The organism is Pectinatus frisingensis (assembly GCF_014076555.1).
Classification (GTDB): domain Bacteria; phylum Bacillota; class Negativicutes; order Selenomonadales; family Selenomonadaceae; genus Pectinatus; species Pectinatus frisingensis.
The window spans coordinates 602326-619122 of sequence record NZ_CP045424.1 but is presented as its reverse complement, the minus strand read 5'-3'; the positions used below and the strand labels follow the sequence as shown (position 1 = coordinate 619122).

Sequence of the window (16797 nt, the reverse complement as noted above, 5' to 3'; positions counted from 1 at the left end):
TTTTCAGCAACAGGAGGTTTCTATGTTTGGTTTTGGCCCCGAGATGATTTTTGGGATTCCGGGTCTTATAATTGCTTTGACAGTGCACGAATATGCTCATGCCAGAGCAGCTGTATACTGTGGTGATTTTACACCACGTCTGCAAGGACGTCTTACACTTAATCCCATAGCACATATTGACCCATGGGGACTTATCACCCTGTTTTTTTTCAGATTTGGCTGGGCAAGACCCGTTATGATAAATCCCCGCAACTTTAAAAAACCCCGCCGAGACGACATATTAGTTTCTTTAGCTGGTCCGGCATCCAATATTATTTCTGCCGTATTAGCAGCTATATTATGGGTGTTTATTTACAAATTAGGTTATATGCAGCATTGGGTAAATCAAGTTTTATGGATGATAATAATCTATAATGTAAACTTTGCCGTGTTCAATATGCTGCCGATTCCACCACTTGATGGTTCAAGAATAGTAATGAATATTTTACCATATAACATGGCACGCCAATATGCTCAAATCGAACGTTACAGCCTTTTTATCTTTCTCATATTTATTATGGCCGCCAATACCCCTATATTGGGAAGTTTTCTCAATATTTTTATTATCCCTATTATCGATTTCATAAGGCTGCTTATCGCAATACTAGTTTCAATTTAAGTATTGCAGCATGTCAATTCCCCTTGGTCACGTTTACAGGAGGTTTTGTTCGCACTATGGTTGAAGAATATACGGTGCATCTAAATGCATTTGAAGGCCCATTGGACCTTTTACTGCACTTAATTGAAAAAAATAAAATAGATATCTATGATATTCCAATTGCCGTACTTACTGATCAGTATCTCACTTACCTTGATCAATTCCGTGAATTTAATATTGATGTTGCCAGTGAATTTCTATTGATGGCCGCTACACTGCTGCAAATAAAATCGCGCATTTTGCTGCCGGAACAACCCAATATTGCTGATGAAGATGAAATAGATGAAGATCCCCGTCAGGAATTAGTCCAACGCCTGTTAGAATATCGTCGTTTCAAAGAAGTAAGCAGCGTCCTAGATAAAATGTCCATAACACAAGGCCATATCTTTTACCGTGCCACTGATCTACCACCAATTCAACATCTGCCCCCGGAAAATCTCGATGTAAATTTACTCTGGCAGGCCTTTCAAAATGTAATCGAAGGACAATTATCGCAAAACAACATACAAAAAGTTGCCCGCGATAAATTCAGCGTACAAGATAAAATGCTGTTCATCCTTACTTTATTACAGAAAACAGCAAAAAAGGCCATCCTGTTTACGGCAGCTTTTGCCATTGACAGTACAAAAGGTGAAATGATTGTTTCTTTTTTAGCTGTATTGGAACTGGCAAAATTAAAAAGAATAAATATAAAACAAGCTCTTTCCTTTTCTCCTATTTATATCTATTTAAGGAATGATAATAATGTTTTATGAAAAATTAAAGGCTCCATTAGAGGCAATGCTTTTTATCTGCGGTGATCCTCTTTCTTGCAATCAAATATCTTCCATTTTAGGAATTGATCAAGAAAGCATTGATGCATTGATTGCAGAACTGCAAAATGACATGAACGGTACCGGACGTGGCTTGACAATAAAAAAAATTGCTGATTCATATCAGATGTGCACTAAGCCTGAAATGTCACCATATCTGGAAAAATTAACGGAAATGACCGATAAAAAATTATCAGCACCGGCTCTGGAAACACTGTCTATTATTGCTTTTAAACAACCGATAACCAAACAGGAAGTTGAAGCTATCCGCGGAGTACGTGCTGATAATGTCATTAACAGACTTTTAGAACGAGAACTCATTCAGGAAATCGGTCGAAAAAAAGTAGTTGGCAGACCAATTTTATATGGAACCACCAATACTTTTTTAAAATGTTTCGGTTTAAGTGACATCGATCAGCTGCCAGCATTACCAACTTAATATGCATAAGTAATAGTCCATTTACATTCACAGGATTATCACTTATGCCGTTTTTTTTATAAAAAAATAATATTGAAACAGGCAACCCGCCATTATTTCAATATTATTAAAACCCTCACATCCATATACACATATCAATGCTTTACCGATGCCGTTGTATTACGCTCTATTAAAGTATTTTCTAATATTATCTCATCACTTGTAGTATTATGGGATTCGATTTTTTCTATCAGCAGCGCCGTCGCCGACTGCCCTAGTAAAGCCATATTTTGATCTATTGTAGTTAATTTAGGCTCAATAAATCTACTTAATGCTATATTATCAAACCCTATTACAGATATATCGGCAGGTACTTTCAACCCCAGGCGATGACAACCATTTATCGCCCCCACTGCCATCAAATCGTTGCAGGCAAATATAGCCGTTATTTTTACTCCGCTCTTTATCGCCATCATAACCTTTGACAGTGTATTATCAACAGTTTTTTCAATATTACCTTCACCAATATTCAATACACTTGGCTTAAGTCCGTGTCCGGTCATCATTTTGCGATAAATTTCTTCTTTTATCTCGTAAGAATCGCTGCTTACACCACGAATAAAAAGTATCTGGCGATGCCCCAATTTTAAAAGATGCTCCATTGCCATCTCTGCCCCGGCAGCTTCATTATTAGAAACATATGATATCTCCGGACGTTTAATATAACTATTTATAAAAACCATCGGCACTCTCTTGGCAATCTGATCATAAAAAGATATTTCAACAGCATAAGTATTCGGTGATATATTAATAATTCCACAAACATTACGTGACAACAATTCCTGCATGCACTGTTTTTCCTTAATAGCACTATCCTTTGCACAGGTAATCAGCATTGAATAATTATAATGCTTAACATATTCTTCTATACCATCAAACACTTCAGCAAAGAACATGTTGAACAAGCTTGGAACCACTACACCTATGGTAGTAGATTGACGCGTATTAAGCTCACGTGCCTGAATATTCTGCACATAATTCAATTCCTTAACTGCATCCATTACCTTTTTCTTTGTTTCCTCCTTCACCGGATAATTGCCATTCACAACCCGGGAAACCGTTGCCACTGACACACCTGCCTGCTTCGCCACATCTATTATCGTTGTAGATTTCATCAACTAATCATCCTTAAGCAATATTATAAAGTGGCTATGAATTTCTCAAATGCCCCAACACCTTTTTCGTCTCGTTTGAAGACACCGGCATGAGTAAGCACTTGCAAAAATATTTTTCCCACCTCACTTTTAACAATATCAGTAATATTATTTTTGTCAATATTACCTGCATATTTTTTGTATAAAATTTTATACCAATCGGCATGTTTAGCTAGTATTTCATCATTGCTCACATCCACCGTTTTCCGGATAAGCGCCTGCTCCAATTTGACAAGTTCGACCTGCAAACGCGCCGGCAGAACAGCCAGCCCCATTACTTCTATCAAACCAATATTTTCCTTTTTTATATGATGTACTTCACTATGCGGATGAAATATTCCTAAAGGATACTTTTTAGTCGTACGATTATTACGCAGCACTAAATCTATTTCATATTTATCTTCCTGCATGCGTGCAATAGGTGTAATCGTATTATGTTCTATCCCTTCCGTTTGGGACAGAATATCAACTGTTTCATCCGAGTAATTACGCCACTTTTCCAGTATACGTACCGCCAGTTCCGTCAAACGTTTTTTGTCACTGCTGCTTATTCTGATAGTTGACATCGGCCACTTTACCCGCCCCACTGCTATATCCTCAAATCCTTTTATATGATATGTCCGTTCTATTGGTGCTTTGGCCATAGCAAAAGTATAATTCCCGCCTTGGTAATGATCATGTGATAATATTGATCCGCCTACTATCGGCAAATCTGCATTAGAACCGATAAAATAATGTGGAAATAAATCAACGAAAGCCAACAAATTTTCAAAAGTTTTTTTTGATATTTTCATTGGGATATGATCTTTATTCAATACTATACAATGCTCATTGTAATAAGTATATGGCGAATACTGCAAAAACCATTCATGATTATTCAGATTAAGCGGTATAAGGCGAAGTGTCTGCCTTGCCGGATGCCCTACATAACCGGCAAATCCTTCATTTTCACGGCATAAGGGATTGTCAAGTAAAGTGTGTAAATGATTTTAAGTTGAAGCCTGATATTTTTGTACCATGGTGCCGATCCGTTCGTCAATAACCAGCTGATTCATCACCATGGCCCAATTGCGAATGGAGTGACCGCGCCATTTTTGGTAAAGTTCCTTAATCCGTAAATAAAACACTTTAAAAATAGCTGTTTCATTGCTGAAAGCGCCCTGTTTCGTAACCTTGCGGAAGCTCGAGTTAACGCTTTCTATGGCATTGGTCGTGTACATAACCCGACGCACATCACTACCATAGTTAAAAAGCTGTTCCACGTGCCGAAAATTATCCTTCCACACGCGGATGGCACCAGGATATTTGCTCCACGCGTCACAGAACTGTTCAAATGCAGCTTGTGCTCCTTTCAGGTTGATGGCACCATAGATTTTCCTTAGCTGCGCTGTAAAGGCTTTGTAATCCTTACTGGGTACGTATTTCAGAGAGTTGCGGATGAGGTGTACAATGCAGCGCTGCACCACAACATTTTTGAAGATCGCTTTAGCGCCATCTTCAAGACCACTTACACCGTCCATAGAAATAAAGCCTATGTCCTGAACACCCCGGGATTTTATTTCATCGAACACCTGCATCCAGCGATGCTTGCTTTCTGTATCGCCCGTCCATAAGCCCAGTACATCTTTCCCGCCGTTTAGATCATACCCCAGAATAACGTAGACAGCCTGGTCAGAAACGCCCTGCTCCGTACGCATAGAAACGTATATGCAATCCACAAAGATAAAGGGATAAAAAGCTTTCAGCGGTCGATTCTGCCACTCATTCAATTCATCTAAGACACAATCTGTGATGTTGGAAATTTGTCCAGCTGATAGCTTGAATCCATAGATGTCGTCGATCGTCGATGAAATGTCACGCTGGCTCATGCCACGAGCATACATAGCAAGCACCTTGCCCTCAATCGAGGAAACATCGGTCTGCCGCTTCTGCACAACCTGCGGCTCAAAAGAACCGTCACGATCACGAGGGACATTAATCGGGACTTCACCTGCGGATGTTTTGAGAGTTTTATGGTTGTAGCCGTTGCGGCGATTGGCGGTTTCCTTTTCACCACGTTCATTGTTGTCATAGCCGAGATGATTTTCCATTTCACCATGCAGCATGGCCTCGAACATAGGCCCAAAAACATCTTTAAGCGCATTTTGCATATCTTCGACGTTTTTTGGCTTATATTCACTGATAATCGCTTTAGCCAGGGATTCGCCACGTGTGGGTTGTTTCTTTGACATAAATTTATTACCTCCGCATGTGTTTGACTTCCCCAACTGGGGTGTATATCTAAACTGTTTCTTTCCTATTTACACAGTTTATTATACACTCCCCATAATAAGCATTTGGGATAAGCCGTTGAATTAACCGCTCTTGCCCGCATTATATCCCGGGGATCTTTTTCCGGTTTTGACAAATTTATTGTAATATCCAAATCACCATAATCTGTATGGGTTTTCCAAATGATATTTTTATCCACTCTGGCTTTTCTTATATAGTTTGATGCTACACTCATATTATAAAAAAACTTGGTTGCTGCTTGCGGTGACTGAGTATAATATTCATTAAACTGCGCAATAACTTCTGCCGGACGCATCATCACACAATTCATTATCCGCGTATCAAACAAATCCCGCTGTGCCGCCGTATCTTCAATAATATGACGGCCTACTGCATAATTAAGCATTTCCCCCAATATGGGGGATACTTCAGCTAGCTGCTCAGTTATATTTTCCGGTAGGTATTCTTCTATTTCAAGCACGTCAAGCAGAAGATTAACCGAATATACTACATCAAAATTTTTTATGAGCTTTTTCTGCAGTGCAAAATTAAGTAATCTGTTTATTTCATGATTTATGTCCATACAAACCCCTCATATACAACTATTTATCAAAACCATTCGGATGATTTTTATGCCAATTCCATGCAGTTCGTATTATATCCTCCATATTTGTATAATGCGGTCGCCAGTCCAATATCTTACCTGCCTTTTCACTGGATGCCACAAGTTGTGCCGGGTCACCGGCACGTCTCTTGCCAATCAAAATTCTTATCGGATCACCTGTAACTTTTCTTGCCGCTTCAATCATTTCCTTTACAGAAAATCCGTTGCCGCTGCCAAGATTAAAAATATCACTGGGATTTTTCTTCCGCAGATAATTCAAGGCCCGCATATGTGCATCTGCCAAATCGGTCACATGGACATAATCTCTTATACATGTGCCATCCTTAGTCGGATAATCGTCACCATAAACAGTTATCACCGAGCGTTGTTTCAACGGTACTTGCAATATTATCGGCACAAGATGACTTTCTGGATTGTGTGCTTCACCAATATGTCCATCTTCTGCCGCCCCTGCCACATTAAAATAACGCAGTGAAACATAATGGATATCATGTGCCCGACTTACCCATTTTATCATCTTTTCCATGATGCGCTTTGACTCTCCGTATGGATTAGTTGGCTCAGTCGGATCGCTTTCTTCTATCGGCACCCGTTGAGGTTCACCATAAGTTGCTGCCGAAGAAGAAAAAACTATTTTATCTATTTTATATTTAACCATGCCCTCAAGCAGTACCTGCATTCCATATACATTATTATTAAAATACAGTAATGGTTTTTCTACGCTTTCTCCTACCAATGAACATGCAGCAAAATGAATCACTGCCTCTATTTTATTTTCAGTAAATACTTTATCCAAAATAAGTGCATCGCGGATATCCCCTTGATAAAATTTCACATTTTGCGGTACAGCTTGTCTGTGTCCTGTACGCAAATTATCAACGACAATCGGTGTTTCTCCTTCTTGCAGCAATCTATCTACCATATGTGAACCAATATAACCTGCCCCGCCGCATACCAATACTGCCATTTTTTCACCCTCATTTTTATTTTCCATATAAAATCATCTGCCCTGACAAAACACCCTAAAACATATCGGCATTTCGCAGGACAGATAATAATTACATATAAACTGCCTATAATTTTACCGGCTTTGTCTTACAATTATCAAAACACTTAAACTCCATCATTTTATGATCTTTGTACCATCGTCTATGTCTGCCACATAAAAATCCGGTTTATGACCTATTATCTGCGTATATTTTTCACTTATATTGTGCTTAAATGATTCCACACAGTCATTTTTTACAATACTGACAGTACAACCACCAAATCCACCGCCAGTCATTCTCGACCCAATTACACCATTTTGCTGCCATGCAAGTTCTGCCAAGGTGTCTAGTTCCCTGCCAGTAACTTCATAATCATCACGCAGCGACACATGTGATTCATTCATCAACTTACCGAACAATGCTATATCACTGTTTTCCAGTGCCGCCACGGCTTTTATTGTTCTTTGGTTTTCCAATACAGCATGGCGTGCCCGTTTCACACATATCGGATCTTTGATTGCCGGCTTTACCTGGTTGAATTCTGCTTCATTAAGTTCTCCCAGACTATCTACTTTTTTCAATTGCTTAATATCAGCCAGTGCCTGTTCGCATTGACTGCGTCTTTCATTATAAGCTGAATCAACCAGACTATGCTTGCTGTTTGTATTGGTTATTACTATACAGCAATCTGCTAACTCCAATTTTACATAACGGTATTTCAAAGTATTACAGTCCAAAAACATGGCATAATCCTTTTTCCCCATTGCCACTGCGAATTGATCCAAAATACCGCAATTCATTCCGACAAACTGATTTTCTGCCTTTTGGCACAGCTTAGCCATTTCCAACCTATCAATAGCCAGTCCATAAAACTCTTTTAATATCATTGCTGTCAAGACTTCCAATGATGCTGATGAAGAAAGCCCTGCCCCGCCAGGTAAATTACCATATATAACCACGTTAAAACCATGTCCGAATACAAAACCGTGCTCTTGGAATATCTTTATGACACCTAACAAATAATTAGCCCAATCTTGTTCTTTCTTATTGGTAATAGAATTTATATCAGCAGTAATTATACCTTTTTCCGCCATATTGAGCGAATAACAAGAAATTTTACTATCTGTTCGCGGAGCCGCCGCCGCATAGGTACCTAACGAAATTGCACAGGGAAATACATGTCCCCCATTATAATCAGTATGCTCACCTATTAAGTTTACTCTGCCCGGTGAAAAGAATAATTTTTCTGCATCAGACTCATAGTGTTTTTTATACTCACTTTTTACTTTTTCTACAATATCCATTTATCTACACTCCTATAATCAATGACTAAATTATTGTCTTAACATAATCTAATGGCATACTTTCACAAAACAACAATTTCCATCACGCTTCTGGCTGCTTTTCTACGGTTTTAATATATTTAGTAATTAAATCAACAGCTCCATCAATACCCAATCTAGATGTATTGATAGATAAATCATAATTGTCACCGCGCCCCCATTTGTGTCCGGTAAAACGATAATAATATTCGGCGCGTTTACTATCTTCCTGATCTAATTCTTTCAGCGTCTTACCACCATAAACAGTTTTACCGCGCTGTTCACGAAATTTTGCATCGGCACAAATGAAAAAAGAAAATTTATTGGGATAATCTTTTAATACTACATCAGCGCATCGGCCCAATATCACACATGGACCTTGTTTGACCAGTTCATATATAACTTTTACTTCAGCAAAAAACATATCCGTACTGCTGGGCATACCACTTACCCCGAATGGAACAAAAGGTACAAATTCATAGCCTGCGCCGACATTGTGCTCCAGAGATTCCAAATAATGCGGTGGCAATTCTTGTACACCTAATTTTTCTATAGCCGTATCTATTATCTTTCTATCCAAAAGTGGAATTTGAAGTTTAGTTGCAAGTTTTTGTGATACTTCTCGTCCTCCTGAACCATATTGTCTGCTTATTGTGATGATGAGCGGTTTTTCACTCATAAAAATATCCCCTTTTTATTACTTAGTTATATTATTCCCATTAACCATTGTTTTATTCTTCCACAGCAAATTTCTTCTTAGTAATAACACACCCCAGAATACATGCCACAGCACCCACACCTAACCAGCCTAATGTATGCGTACCTAGTCCCTGTGCACTTGCCAGTCCCAGCGGTGAGAATATTACATACCAGAATATGACTAAGAAAGTTATAAACCAGGCTGCTTCATAGCGATGTTTCCATTGTTTCAAATCGACAACATTATATGTTTCCAAAACAAAATCTTCCCTGCGGGGATTTATTTTTCCGATAATCATCATTATAAAACAAGTTATAATAAACAAAATCAATAACTGATATAGAAATGACATTTCCGGCTGGATGATAAGTTGCAATATACCATAAACTAAAATAAAGAAAAACAAGCCTACCTTAGCAGCAATGGCTGGTACTCTTTTCGTAACATATCCCATAAAAATAATTGTGAATATCGGCACATTAAAAAATCCCGATAAAGTCTGCGTGAACTGAAATAAACCTGCTGGTGCATACATTATCATCGGTGAAATGATCATTGAAATAATAGCTATCAAAATACCAAACTTTTTCCCGACAATTACTATTTGTTTATCCGTCTTTCCCTGCCCCCAGCGTGGTTTATAAACATTAATGGCAAATAAAGTCGCGGCACTATTCAAAACACCGTTGTAGACACTTAATATTGAACCAAACATCGCTGCACTAAACAAACCGATGAGCCAGGTAGGTAATACCCGCAAAACTAATTTTGCATACATAGTGTCCGCCGGCGACCCGTCATTCCCAATCATCTGAAATGCCATAATCCCCGGAATAATGACCAATAGCGGAGTAAACGTTTTCAATAAACCGCATAACATAACACCTTTTTGACTATGTTCCAGACTCTTTGCCGCCAAAGCCCGTTGTATAATAGATTGATCTGTCCCCCAATAATAGAAATTAACCAGTAATAACCCTATTATTGCACCATTAAAAGGAACGGCATCACCTATTCCACCAATAGCATTAAATTTTTCTGGGGAAGTAGACAAAAATTGTGACAACCCTGTTAAAAATTGTCCATGCCCCATTTGGATCAAGGCAAATATAGGAACCAGTGCCCCGCCAATGGCAAGTACAATACCATTAAATGTATCAGAAATTGCCACAGCTTTCAAGCCGCCCAGAATTGCATAAAAAAATCCTATTATTCCAACGATCCAGACAGTAAGCCATATTCCCTGGGCAAAAGTTATGCCAAAAAGCTCCTGAACATTAAATATCTGACTTAACGCAATAGCGCCGGCATATAAAGTAGTAGGAATAATATTAATGATAAATAATATCATGAATAATATGGAAACTATCGATTTAGTCTGCTTATCATAACGATATTCCAAAAACTGCGGTATAGTCGTAAGACCTTGTTTAAGATAGCGCGGTACTAAAAGAAGTGCCACCAAAGCCAAAACGAATCCTGAAGTCACTTCATATGCCATATTGCTCATATTCTGGCTAAAAGCCTGCCCGCTCATACCAACAAATTGCGTTGGATTCATATTTGTAAGTAAAAGCGACATACCTACTACGCCCCAAGTAAGACTGCGGCCTCCCAAAAAATAATTATCCTCTGATCCAGAAGCACTTTGTCCTTTTTTCATCTTGCGATAAGTATATACACCTACTATTGCTATCGCAAGGACAAAAGTAATTATTGTTAAATATTGCATAATTAATCCTCCTTCAAAAAGACCTATCTAAACTAATACCATATTATAGAATTTTTTATTTATTGCTGAATACTAATATTTCTTATAATAATCACTCCATATCAATTAACAAAACCAGCCATACGAAAATCTAAATCTGCCAGCTATGAATAAATTCATAATACACGATTTTCATGGGCGATAATCCCTTTAAATCTAATTTTTTGAGTTTTACTTTTTTGTAAACGTTTACTTTATAACCTATTATATCTTTTATTAAAATAAAAGTAAAGATAATTTAATAATTTCTAAATTTTCCCCACTTGTGCAAAGATCAATGTGGTGTCATGTATGACCATTTTTATTTATAAATATCTGTGATATTCTATTCTCATTATCCACTTTTAAAAAGGCGAGTATTCGCGTAACAAGAACAAGCCAGATTTATACTGTGCAGTAATCTCTAATTTTACTATAAAAAATTTATTTCTAATGTATACATAATACAAACTATTTTTTCTTGCATATTTTAAAAAAACGTAATAAAATATTTATTTGTGTATTATAAATTATTTTATCATGTTTCATGTTATTATAAAGGTCAAAATGCAATATAATCTGTATTTATTAATTCAAACTACAAATTTACATAAATTATTATTTGCAGTTTAACTGATTATTATAGACAGTATACATTTGCATTTTATTTACAGCAATTAAATACATTTATGAAGGGAAGTTTGTTATGAAATTAAGAAAAAAATTACCTGGATTGAGTACACAAATCTTAATAGGACTCATTTTAGGCGCTGCATTTGGTTATTTCTTTCCAGAAATAGGTAAAAACCTAAAACCTGTCGGTGATGGTTTTATTCGTATGATAAAAATGATTATTGTTCCTTTGATTTTCAGCACTTTAATTATGGGCATAGCCGGCACAGGTGATTTTAAAAAACTAGGTCGTTTGGGCGGCAAGGCAATTATCTGGTTTGAACTTGCTACAACAGTTGCACTGGCCATCGGACTCATCGTTATAAATTTGGCTCACCCTGGTGTCGGTGTGAACATTCCGGTAACTGCAGATGCGGGAGCAAAGGCAGCAGAAGCTGCCCACAAAACGATCAATATGGTCGATTATGTTTTACACATCATACCGACAAATATTGTCGATGCTTTTGCCCGCAATGATATGCTGCAAATAATTTTCTTTGCATGTTTCTTTGGTGTGGGCGTTGCCCATATAGGTAAAGAAGGCGAAAAGATTGTTTCACTCTGCCGCAGTGTGGCCGAAACTATGTTCAAAGTTACCGGCTATGTCATGAGCCTTGCACCTATTGGCGTTTTCGCCATGATTGCCTATACTGTTTCCAGTTTTGGTATCGCAATGCTTATTCCACTTGGTAAACTGATTTTGTCAGTACTTTTTGCAACACTGCTTTTTATTTTTATTCTGATGCTTGTAGCCAGTCTTATAACCCATATGAATTTCTTTCATGTACTTAAAGCCGTACAAGAAGCATTGCTTCTTTCATTCTCAACCGCCAGCAGTGAAGCCGCCTTGCCTATTGCCATGCAGCGCCTTGAACAACTAGGCGTTCCTAAAAACATAGTCACATTTATTATGCCGACCGGTTACTCTTTTAATTTGGATGGGTCTACACTTTACAGTTCAGCTGCAATCTTATTTATAGCCCAAATATACGGCATTCCTCTTACCATTGGGCAACAAATCTTAATCATGCTGACCTTAATGCTCTCCACTAAAGGTATTGCCGGTGTTCCCGGGGCAGGTTTTATTGTTGTTGCCGCTACAGCAACGGCCTTTAATTTACCGGCAGACGGTGTCGCAATTATTTTAGGTATAGATCGTATTCTTGATATGATCCGTACAACCTGTAACGTCTGTGGCAACTGTGTTGCTACTGTCATCGTAGCATTTTGGGAGAAAGAACTCACAAAAGAAACTTTCGATAAATCTTATACCGAAAATTTCCAATTAAATCCCATTCCCAAAATTCATTAAACATCGTTAAATAATATGCAATTAATTTTATAATGTCCATAAAATATTATTAGAATAAGGTGCCGTAATAATTCATTCGTTTCGGTACCTTATTCCAATAATATTACTCTCACAGAGCACTTGATCAATTATTTTATCGATTAAATATAAGGTTCTGTTAAATAGATAACATTAGTTTTATAAATTTATTACCTTACTATTTTCATATTCTGACAAATATCTGCCTCTAAACTAGAGCATAAATGAAAATATAATGCTTAATTCATCAATATTTAGAGGTCTATATAGAAATATCTGGAAATCTATGATATAATATTAGCTGTTCTTTATGATTATTGGTTATTTATGCGCCCGTAGCCCAGTGGATAGAGCGTTGGCCTCCGGAGCCGAAGGCGTGAGTTCGATTCTCACCGGGCGCACCATTAAAACTAAACTTTATGTTGAAATAGATTTTAACCTTGTCAACACTGACGATTACCTTGTCAAGAAATTCTGCTATAAGGATTTTTCTTGCTTTGTAATCGTCTATTTTTATACATTCAAAAAATTTACTGATATATTTTTTAATTGTGTTTTCGCTGACATCTATATTTTTACTATTCTTTATACGTGACAGCTTCACATAAAGTGAACCCCTTTGTCAAGACAGATTTTTTATAAAAATAAGTTAGGTTTTTGAAAATTAAATTTTATAAATATCACCTGCCAGATGTGAAATATATTTCCTGTGGGGTATTATAATTCAGGCTTTGATGCAGCCGTTTTTCGTTGTAATATTTCATATATTCATTGATGCCGATACGAGCTTCTCTTGGAGATCTATATTCTCTCGGATACACATTCTCATATTTTACGGTACGCCATAAGCGTTCAATGAAAATATTATCATAGGCACGTCCACGGTGATCCATGCTTATTTTGCAACCAGCATCAATAAAAATCTTAGTGTATCGCGGACTGGTAAAATCGCTGCCTTGATCACTGTTCATAATCGTTGGGGTTCCTATCTGTAACGCTTTGCGACTAGTTTCTAGTACGAAACCGATATCCATTGTGTCATCTAACATCCAAGCGATGATGTACCGTGAATACCAGTCAATAATGGCTGTCAGGTACAACCATGAAGAACGAATTGGGATATATGTTATGTCAATGCTCCAGACTTGATCAGGATGTTCTATTGTTAAGCCTTTCAGCAGATACGGATATATGGGATTTTGCGGATTGGGCCGAGAGGTATTCTGCCTAGGATAAATAGCCTGTATGCCCATTTGCTGCATATGTCTCAATACTGCTTTATGATTAATGTGAATACTTTCATAGCGGTTTAACCAGGCGCATATGCGGCGGTATCCAAACTCTGGATGTGCTGTATATATTTCATCAATATGTCGTTTAACTTCCAAATCATCAGTATCCGGTAATCTGTGTCTGTAGTATAACGTAGTTCTATTAATGGACAGCAGGCTGGCCTGCTCAGCAATAGAAACATTTGCACTAGACCAATCTACCAGCGATTGCCTGGCAGTCGAAGAAAAATCACAGACCAGATTTTTTTTTCAACCACTCATTTTGAGTAGTTAGTTTGCCAATTTGAGCATAGAGTTCATCAATTTCGGCCTCGTGTTCTTTTTTCTCTTTACGTTTCTGGGCAGCATCGTTTTCAAAAACAGACGCTAATCCAGCGATAGCTTCGTTTTTCCATCTTGAAAGCATGTTTGGATGAATGCCATGTTCTGAAGCAATTTCGTTGAGCGTGCGTTCACCTTTTAAGACTTCAAGAACCAGTTTCGCTTTTTCGTTAGGTGTGTGCGGATTACGTTTCATAAGAATGTCTCCTTCATCTAAAATATTAGTCAATACCTAACTTAAAAACAACTGATTTTTTGTCTTAATTTATGGGTTCATTATACCTTAATATAATTTTTTTTGACGTTTTACATTTATAATAATACTTTATTAAAGACACACTTTACCATGATTGAAATTAAAATTTTAGTCATGGTAAAGTGTGTCTTTAATTGTAAAAGTTATTACTTTTTATTTTAAAAATATGTCTTTTATAATTATTATTAAATAATTATAAAACTTAACAAAAATTTGTTTTTACTATTCACAACATTATGATATACTGAATAAGTAATGCATCAAGGCATTATGGTGGGTGGATGGGAAAGCAATATATATAATAAATTTGTATTTCATGCAAATTTATTATATATATTGCTTTTTTTATAGGCCTATCGCACAAAAATAAAACTGCCATATGACAGCATCGACCTCATAAAAACGCACACCACTGCTCAAATTCTTTACCTTTTTAAGGGCAGACAAAGGACGCGCCATACTGCGCAAAAACAATTACATGCAACAATCCATTAATACTCTTTCACTAATCATATTTTATCTTACGATTTCCTAAAAGCATAGTATTGACTATACTTTTATTTTTTCACAACTATACTAAAGGTAGGTATCAGACGAGGAATCTTTTGATAATATAAAAGTAAATAAATTTTATATAAAAAACAATTTAATCTGCACTTATTTCTTTAAAAAGAAATAAATTATTTAAGTTTTTGTATAATAAAACCGATTATTAAATAGTAATGTCTCTTATTGTTTTAAAACAACTTATAAAGGAGAATCATTTTGAGTTTATCTAAACTATTAAACAAAAGCTATACAATTGCCATAGTCGGATTAGGCTATGTGGGATTACCATTGGCAGCTGCATTTTCGAAAAAAGTAAACGTAATTGGCTACGACATAAGTAAAAATAAAATAAATACACTGAAAAATGGCATTGATCCTACACAAGAGGTCGGTAATACTGCTTTACAACAATGCGACATTCTTTATACCAATGACGCTGAGGAAATTAAACGTGCTGATTTTATAATAGTTGCAGTTCCAACTCCTATAAAAAATGACCATACACCTGATTTGACTCCAGTGACTTCAGCAAGTAAAATTGTCGGCCAAAATATTTCTAAGGGGGCTATAGTAGTTTTTGAATCTACTGTTTATCCGGGTGTAACTGAAGAAATATGTGTACCTCAAATAGAGAAATATTCCCATCTTAAATGTGGTGAAGATTTTTATATAGGCTATTCTCCCGAAAGAATAAACCCCGGTGACAAAGTACATCGTTTAAACAACATCGTAAAAATAATTTCTGGTATGAACAACGAAACACGTGAAAAAATAAAACAAGTATACGCTCTCGTAATAAACAAACTTTATGAAGCAGAGAATATAAAAGTAGCCGAAGCCGCAAAATTAATTGAAAATACACAACGAGATATAAATATAGCTTTTATCAATGAAGTGGCAACAGTTTTTAATAAATTAAACATATCCACAAAAGCCGTAATAGATGCAATGGATACCAAATGGAACGCGTTAGGATTTCGCCCAGGTCTTGTAGGTGGCCACTGCATAGGCATAGATCCATATTATCTTGTCTATGAATCAGAAATGAATAATATTGATACGGAATTAGTAAGTTTGGCACGCAAAATAAATAACAATATGGGCCCTTTTATTGGTGAGAATATTATCCGAAAATTAATTCAAGAAAAACATGCTATAAAAAATGACAATATCTATATTTTAGGATTGACCTTTAAAGAAAATTGTCCGGATATGCGAAACTCAAAGGTCATTGATATAATAAACCGTCTTAGAGAATACGGTATAACTATTCGGGCAGTGGATCCGCATGTCAATAAAACCGAAATTAAGAATAACTACGATTTTGATATTATTGACTCTGCCACTATAACCGACGCCGACTGTCTTATTTTTGCAGTCGCCCACAGAGAATTCAGGGAGTTTACAATTGATACTTTAAAGGCAATGTCTAAAGATTCTTTTTCCGGCAATAAAACAGTCATCATCGACGTGAAAAATATTTTTAACAAAGAACATTTAGAAAATGCGGGTTTTGCTTATTGGGGTCTGTAATTTTATGCAAATCCAATTTCTAATATAACGGAAGGAACAGGATTCA

The 16797-nt window shown here is 36.7% G+C and carries 13 protein-coding genes, 1 tRNA gene and 2 pseudogenes; 6 read left to right on the top strand and 10 right to left on the bottom strand.

Annotated features, from left to right (window positions below; all coding sequences use genetic code 11):
* The first annotated feature begins 22 nt into the window (after nt 1-22).
* Genes F8M42_RS02975 through scpB form a run of 3 tightly spaced genes read left to right on the top strand, consistent with a single transcriptional unit; the run spans nt 23 to nt 1948 of the window.
* The gene (locus F8M42_RS02975; protein WP_182187896.1) at nt 23-658 is read left to right on the top strand and encodes a site-2 protease family protein; all 636 of its coding nucleotides are present in this window, start codon (nt 23-25) and stop codon (nt 656-658) included.
* 56 nt (nt 659-714) lie between these two features.
* The gene (locus tag F8M42_RS02970; protein WP_182187895.1) at nt 715-1452 is read left to right on the top strand and encodes a segregation and condensation protein A; all 738 of its coding nucleotides are present in this window, start codon (nt 715-717) and stop codon (nt 1450-1452) included.
* Nucleotides 1442-1948, top strand: a complete 507-nt coding sequence (gene scpB, locus F8M42_RS02965; RefSeq protein WP_182187894.1) for an SMC-Scp complex subunit ScpB — start codon at nt 1442-1444, stop codon at nt 1946-1948. The genes F8M42_RS02970 and scpB overlap by 11 nt, the downstream gene beginning before the upstream one ends.
* Before the next feature lie 134 nt (nt 1949-2082).
* Here scpB and F8M42_RS02960 read toward each other — a convergent pair whose 3' ends face one another.
* From F8M42_RS02960 to F8M42_RS02925, 8 genes and pseudogenes are all read right to left on the bottom strand, one after another.
* Entirely contained in the window at nt 2083-3102 is a 1020-nt protein-coding gene (locus F8M42_RS02960) for a LacI family DNA-binding transcriptional regulator (RefSeq protein WP_182187893.1), read from the bottom strand.
* Nucleotides 3103-3125: 23 nt separating this feature from the next.
* A pseudogene (locus tag F8M42_RS02955) lies at nt 3126-4100 on the bottom strand (UDP-glucose--hexose-1-phosphate uridylyltransferase); the annotation flags it as partial.
* A gap of 30 nt (nt 4101-4130) precedes the next feature.
* A complete protein-coding gene (locus F8M42_RS02950; RefSeq protein WP_182185656.1) occupies nt 4131-5372 on the bottom strand; it encodes an IS256 family transposase in 1242 nt (413 codons plus the stop codon).
* A 95-nt stretch (nt 5373-5467) separates the two neighbouring features.
* Nucleotides 5468-5995, bottom strand: a pseudogene (locus F8M42_RS02945) (UDP-glucose--hexose-1-phosphate uridylyltransferase); the annotation flags it as partial.
* A gap of 19 nt (nt 5996-6014) precedes the next feature.
* Nucleotides 6015-7004, bottom strand: coding sequence for a UDP-glucose 4-epimerase GalE (gene galE / locus F8M42_RS02940; protein WP_182188610.1), 990 nt, complete (start codon nt 7002-7004; stop codon nt 6015-6017).
* Between the two features lie 156 nt (nt 7005-7160).
* On the bottom strand, nt 7161-8330 hold the full coding sequence (locus F8M42_RS02935; RefSeq protein WP_182187891.1) for a galactokinase: 1170 nt from the start codon (nt 8328-8330) through the stop codon (nt 7161-7163).
* Between the two features lie 82 nt (nt 8331-8412).
* Nucleotides 8413-9027, bottom strand: a complete 615-nt coding sequence (locus F8M42_RS02930; RefSeq protein ID WP_182187890.1) for a cytidylate kinase-like family protein — start codon at nt 9025-9027, stop codon at nt 8413-8415.
* Nucleotides 9028-9079: 52 nt separating this feature from the next.
* Nucleotides 9080-10780 (bottom strand): solute:sodium symporter family transporter, encoded by a 1701-nt coding sequence (locus tag F8M42_RS02925; protein ID WP_182187889.1) that lies wholly within the window; start codon nt 10778-10780, stop codon nt 9080-9082.
* 724 nt (nt 10781-11504) lie between these two features.
* Between F8M42_RS02925 and F8M42_RS02920 the strand changes: the two genes are divergently transcribed.
* Both F8M42_RS02920 and F8M42_RS02915 read left to right on the top strand, forming a co-directional pair.
* The gene (locus F8M42_RS02920) at nt 11505-12782 is read left to right on the top strand and encodes a dicarboxylate/amino acid:cation symporter (RefSeq protein ID WP_182187888.1); all 1278 of its coding nucleotides are present in this window, start codon (nt 11505-11507) and stop codon (nt 12780-12782) included.
* Nucleotides 12783-13129: 347 nt separating this feature from the next.
* Nucleotides 13130-13204, top strand: a tRNA-Arg gene (locus tag F8M42_RS02915).
* A 276-nt stretch (nt 13205-13480) separates the two neighbouring features.
* Here F8M42_RS02915 and F8M42_RS02910 read toward each other — a convergent pair.
* Both F8M42_RS02910 and F8M42_RS13590 read right to left on the bottom strand, forming a co-directional pair.
* A complete protein-coding gene (locus F8M42_RS02910; protein WP_229711521.1) occupies nt 13481-14245 on the bottom strand; it encodes an IS3 family transposase in 765 nt (254 codons plus the stop codon).
* A 76-nt stretch (nt 14246-14321) separates the two neighbouring features.
* Nucleotides 14322-14609: a transposase gene (locus F8M42_RS13590; protein ID WP_196593149.1), complete on the bottom strand. Its 288-nt coding sequence runs from the start codon at nt 14607-14609 to the stop codon at nt 14322-14324.
* A gap of 825 nt (nt 14610-15434) precedes the next feature.
* Here F8M42_RS13590 and F8M42_RS02905 point away from each other — a divergent pair.
* The gene (locus F8M42_RS02905; RefSeq protein ID WP_182187886.1) at nt 15435-16751 is read left to right on the top strand and encodes a nucleotide sugar dehydrogenase; all 1317 of its coding nucleotides are present in this window, start codon (nt 15435-15437) and stop codon (nt 16749-16751) included.
* Nucleotides 16752-16797: the final 46 nt, after the last annotated feature.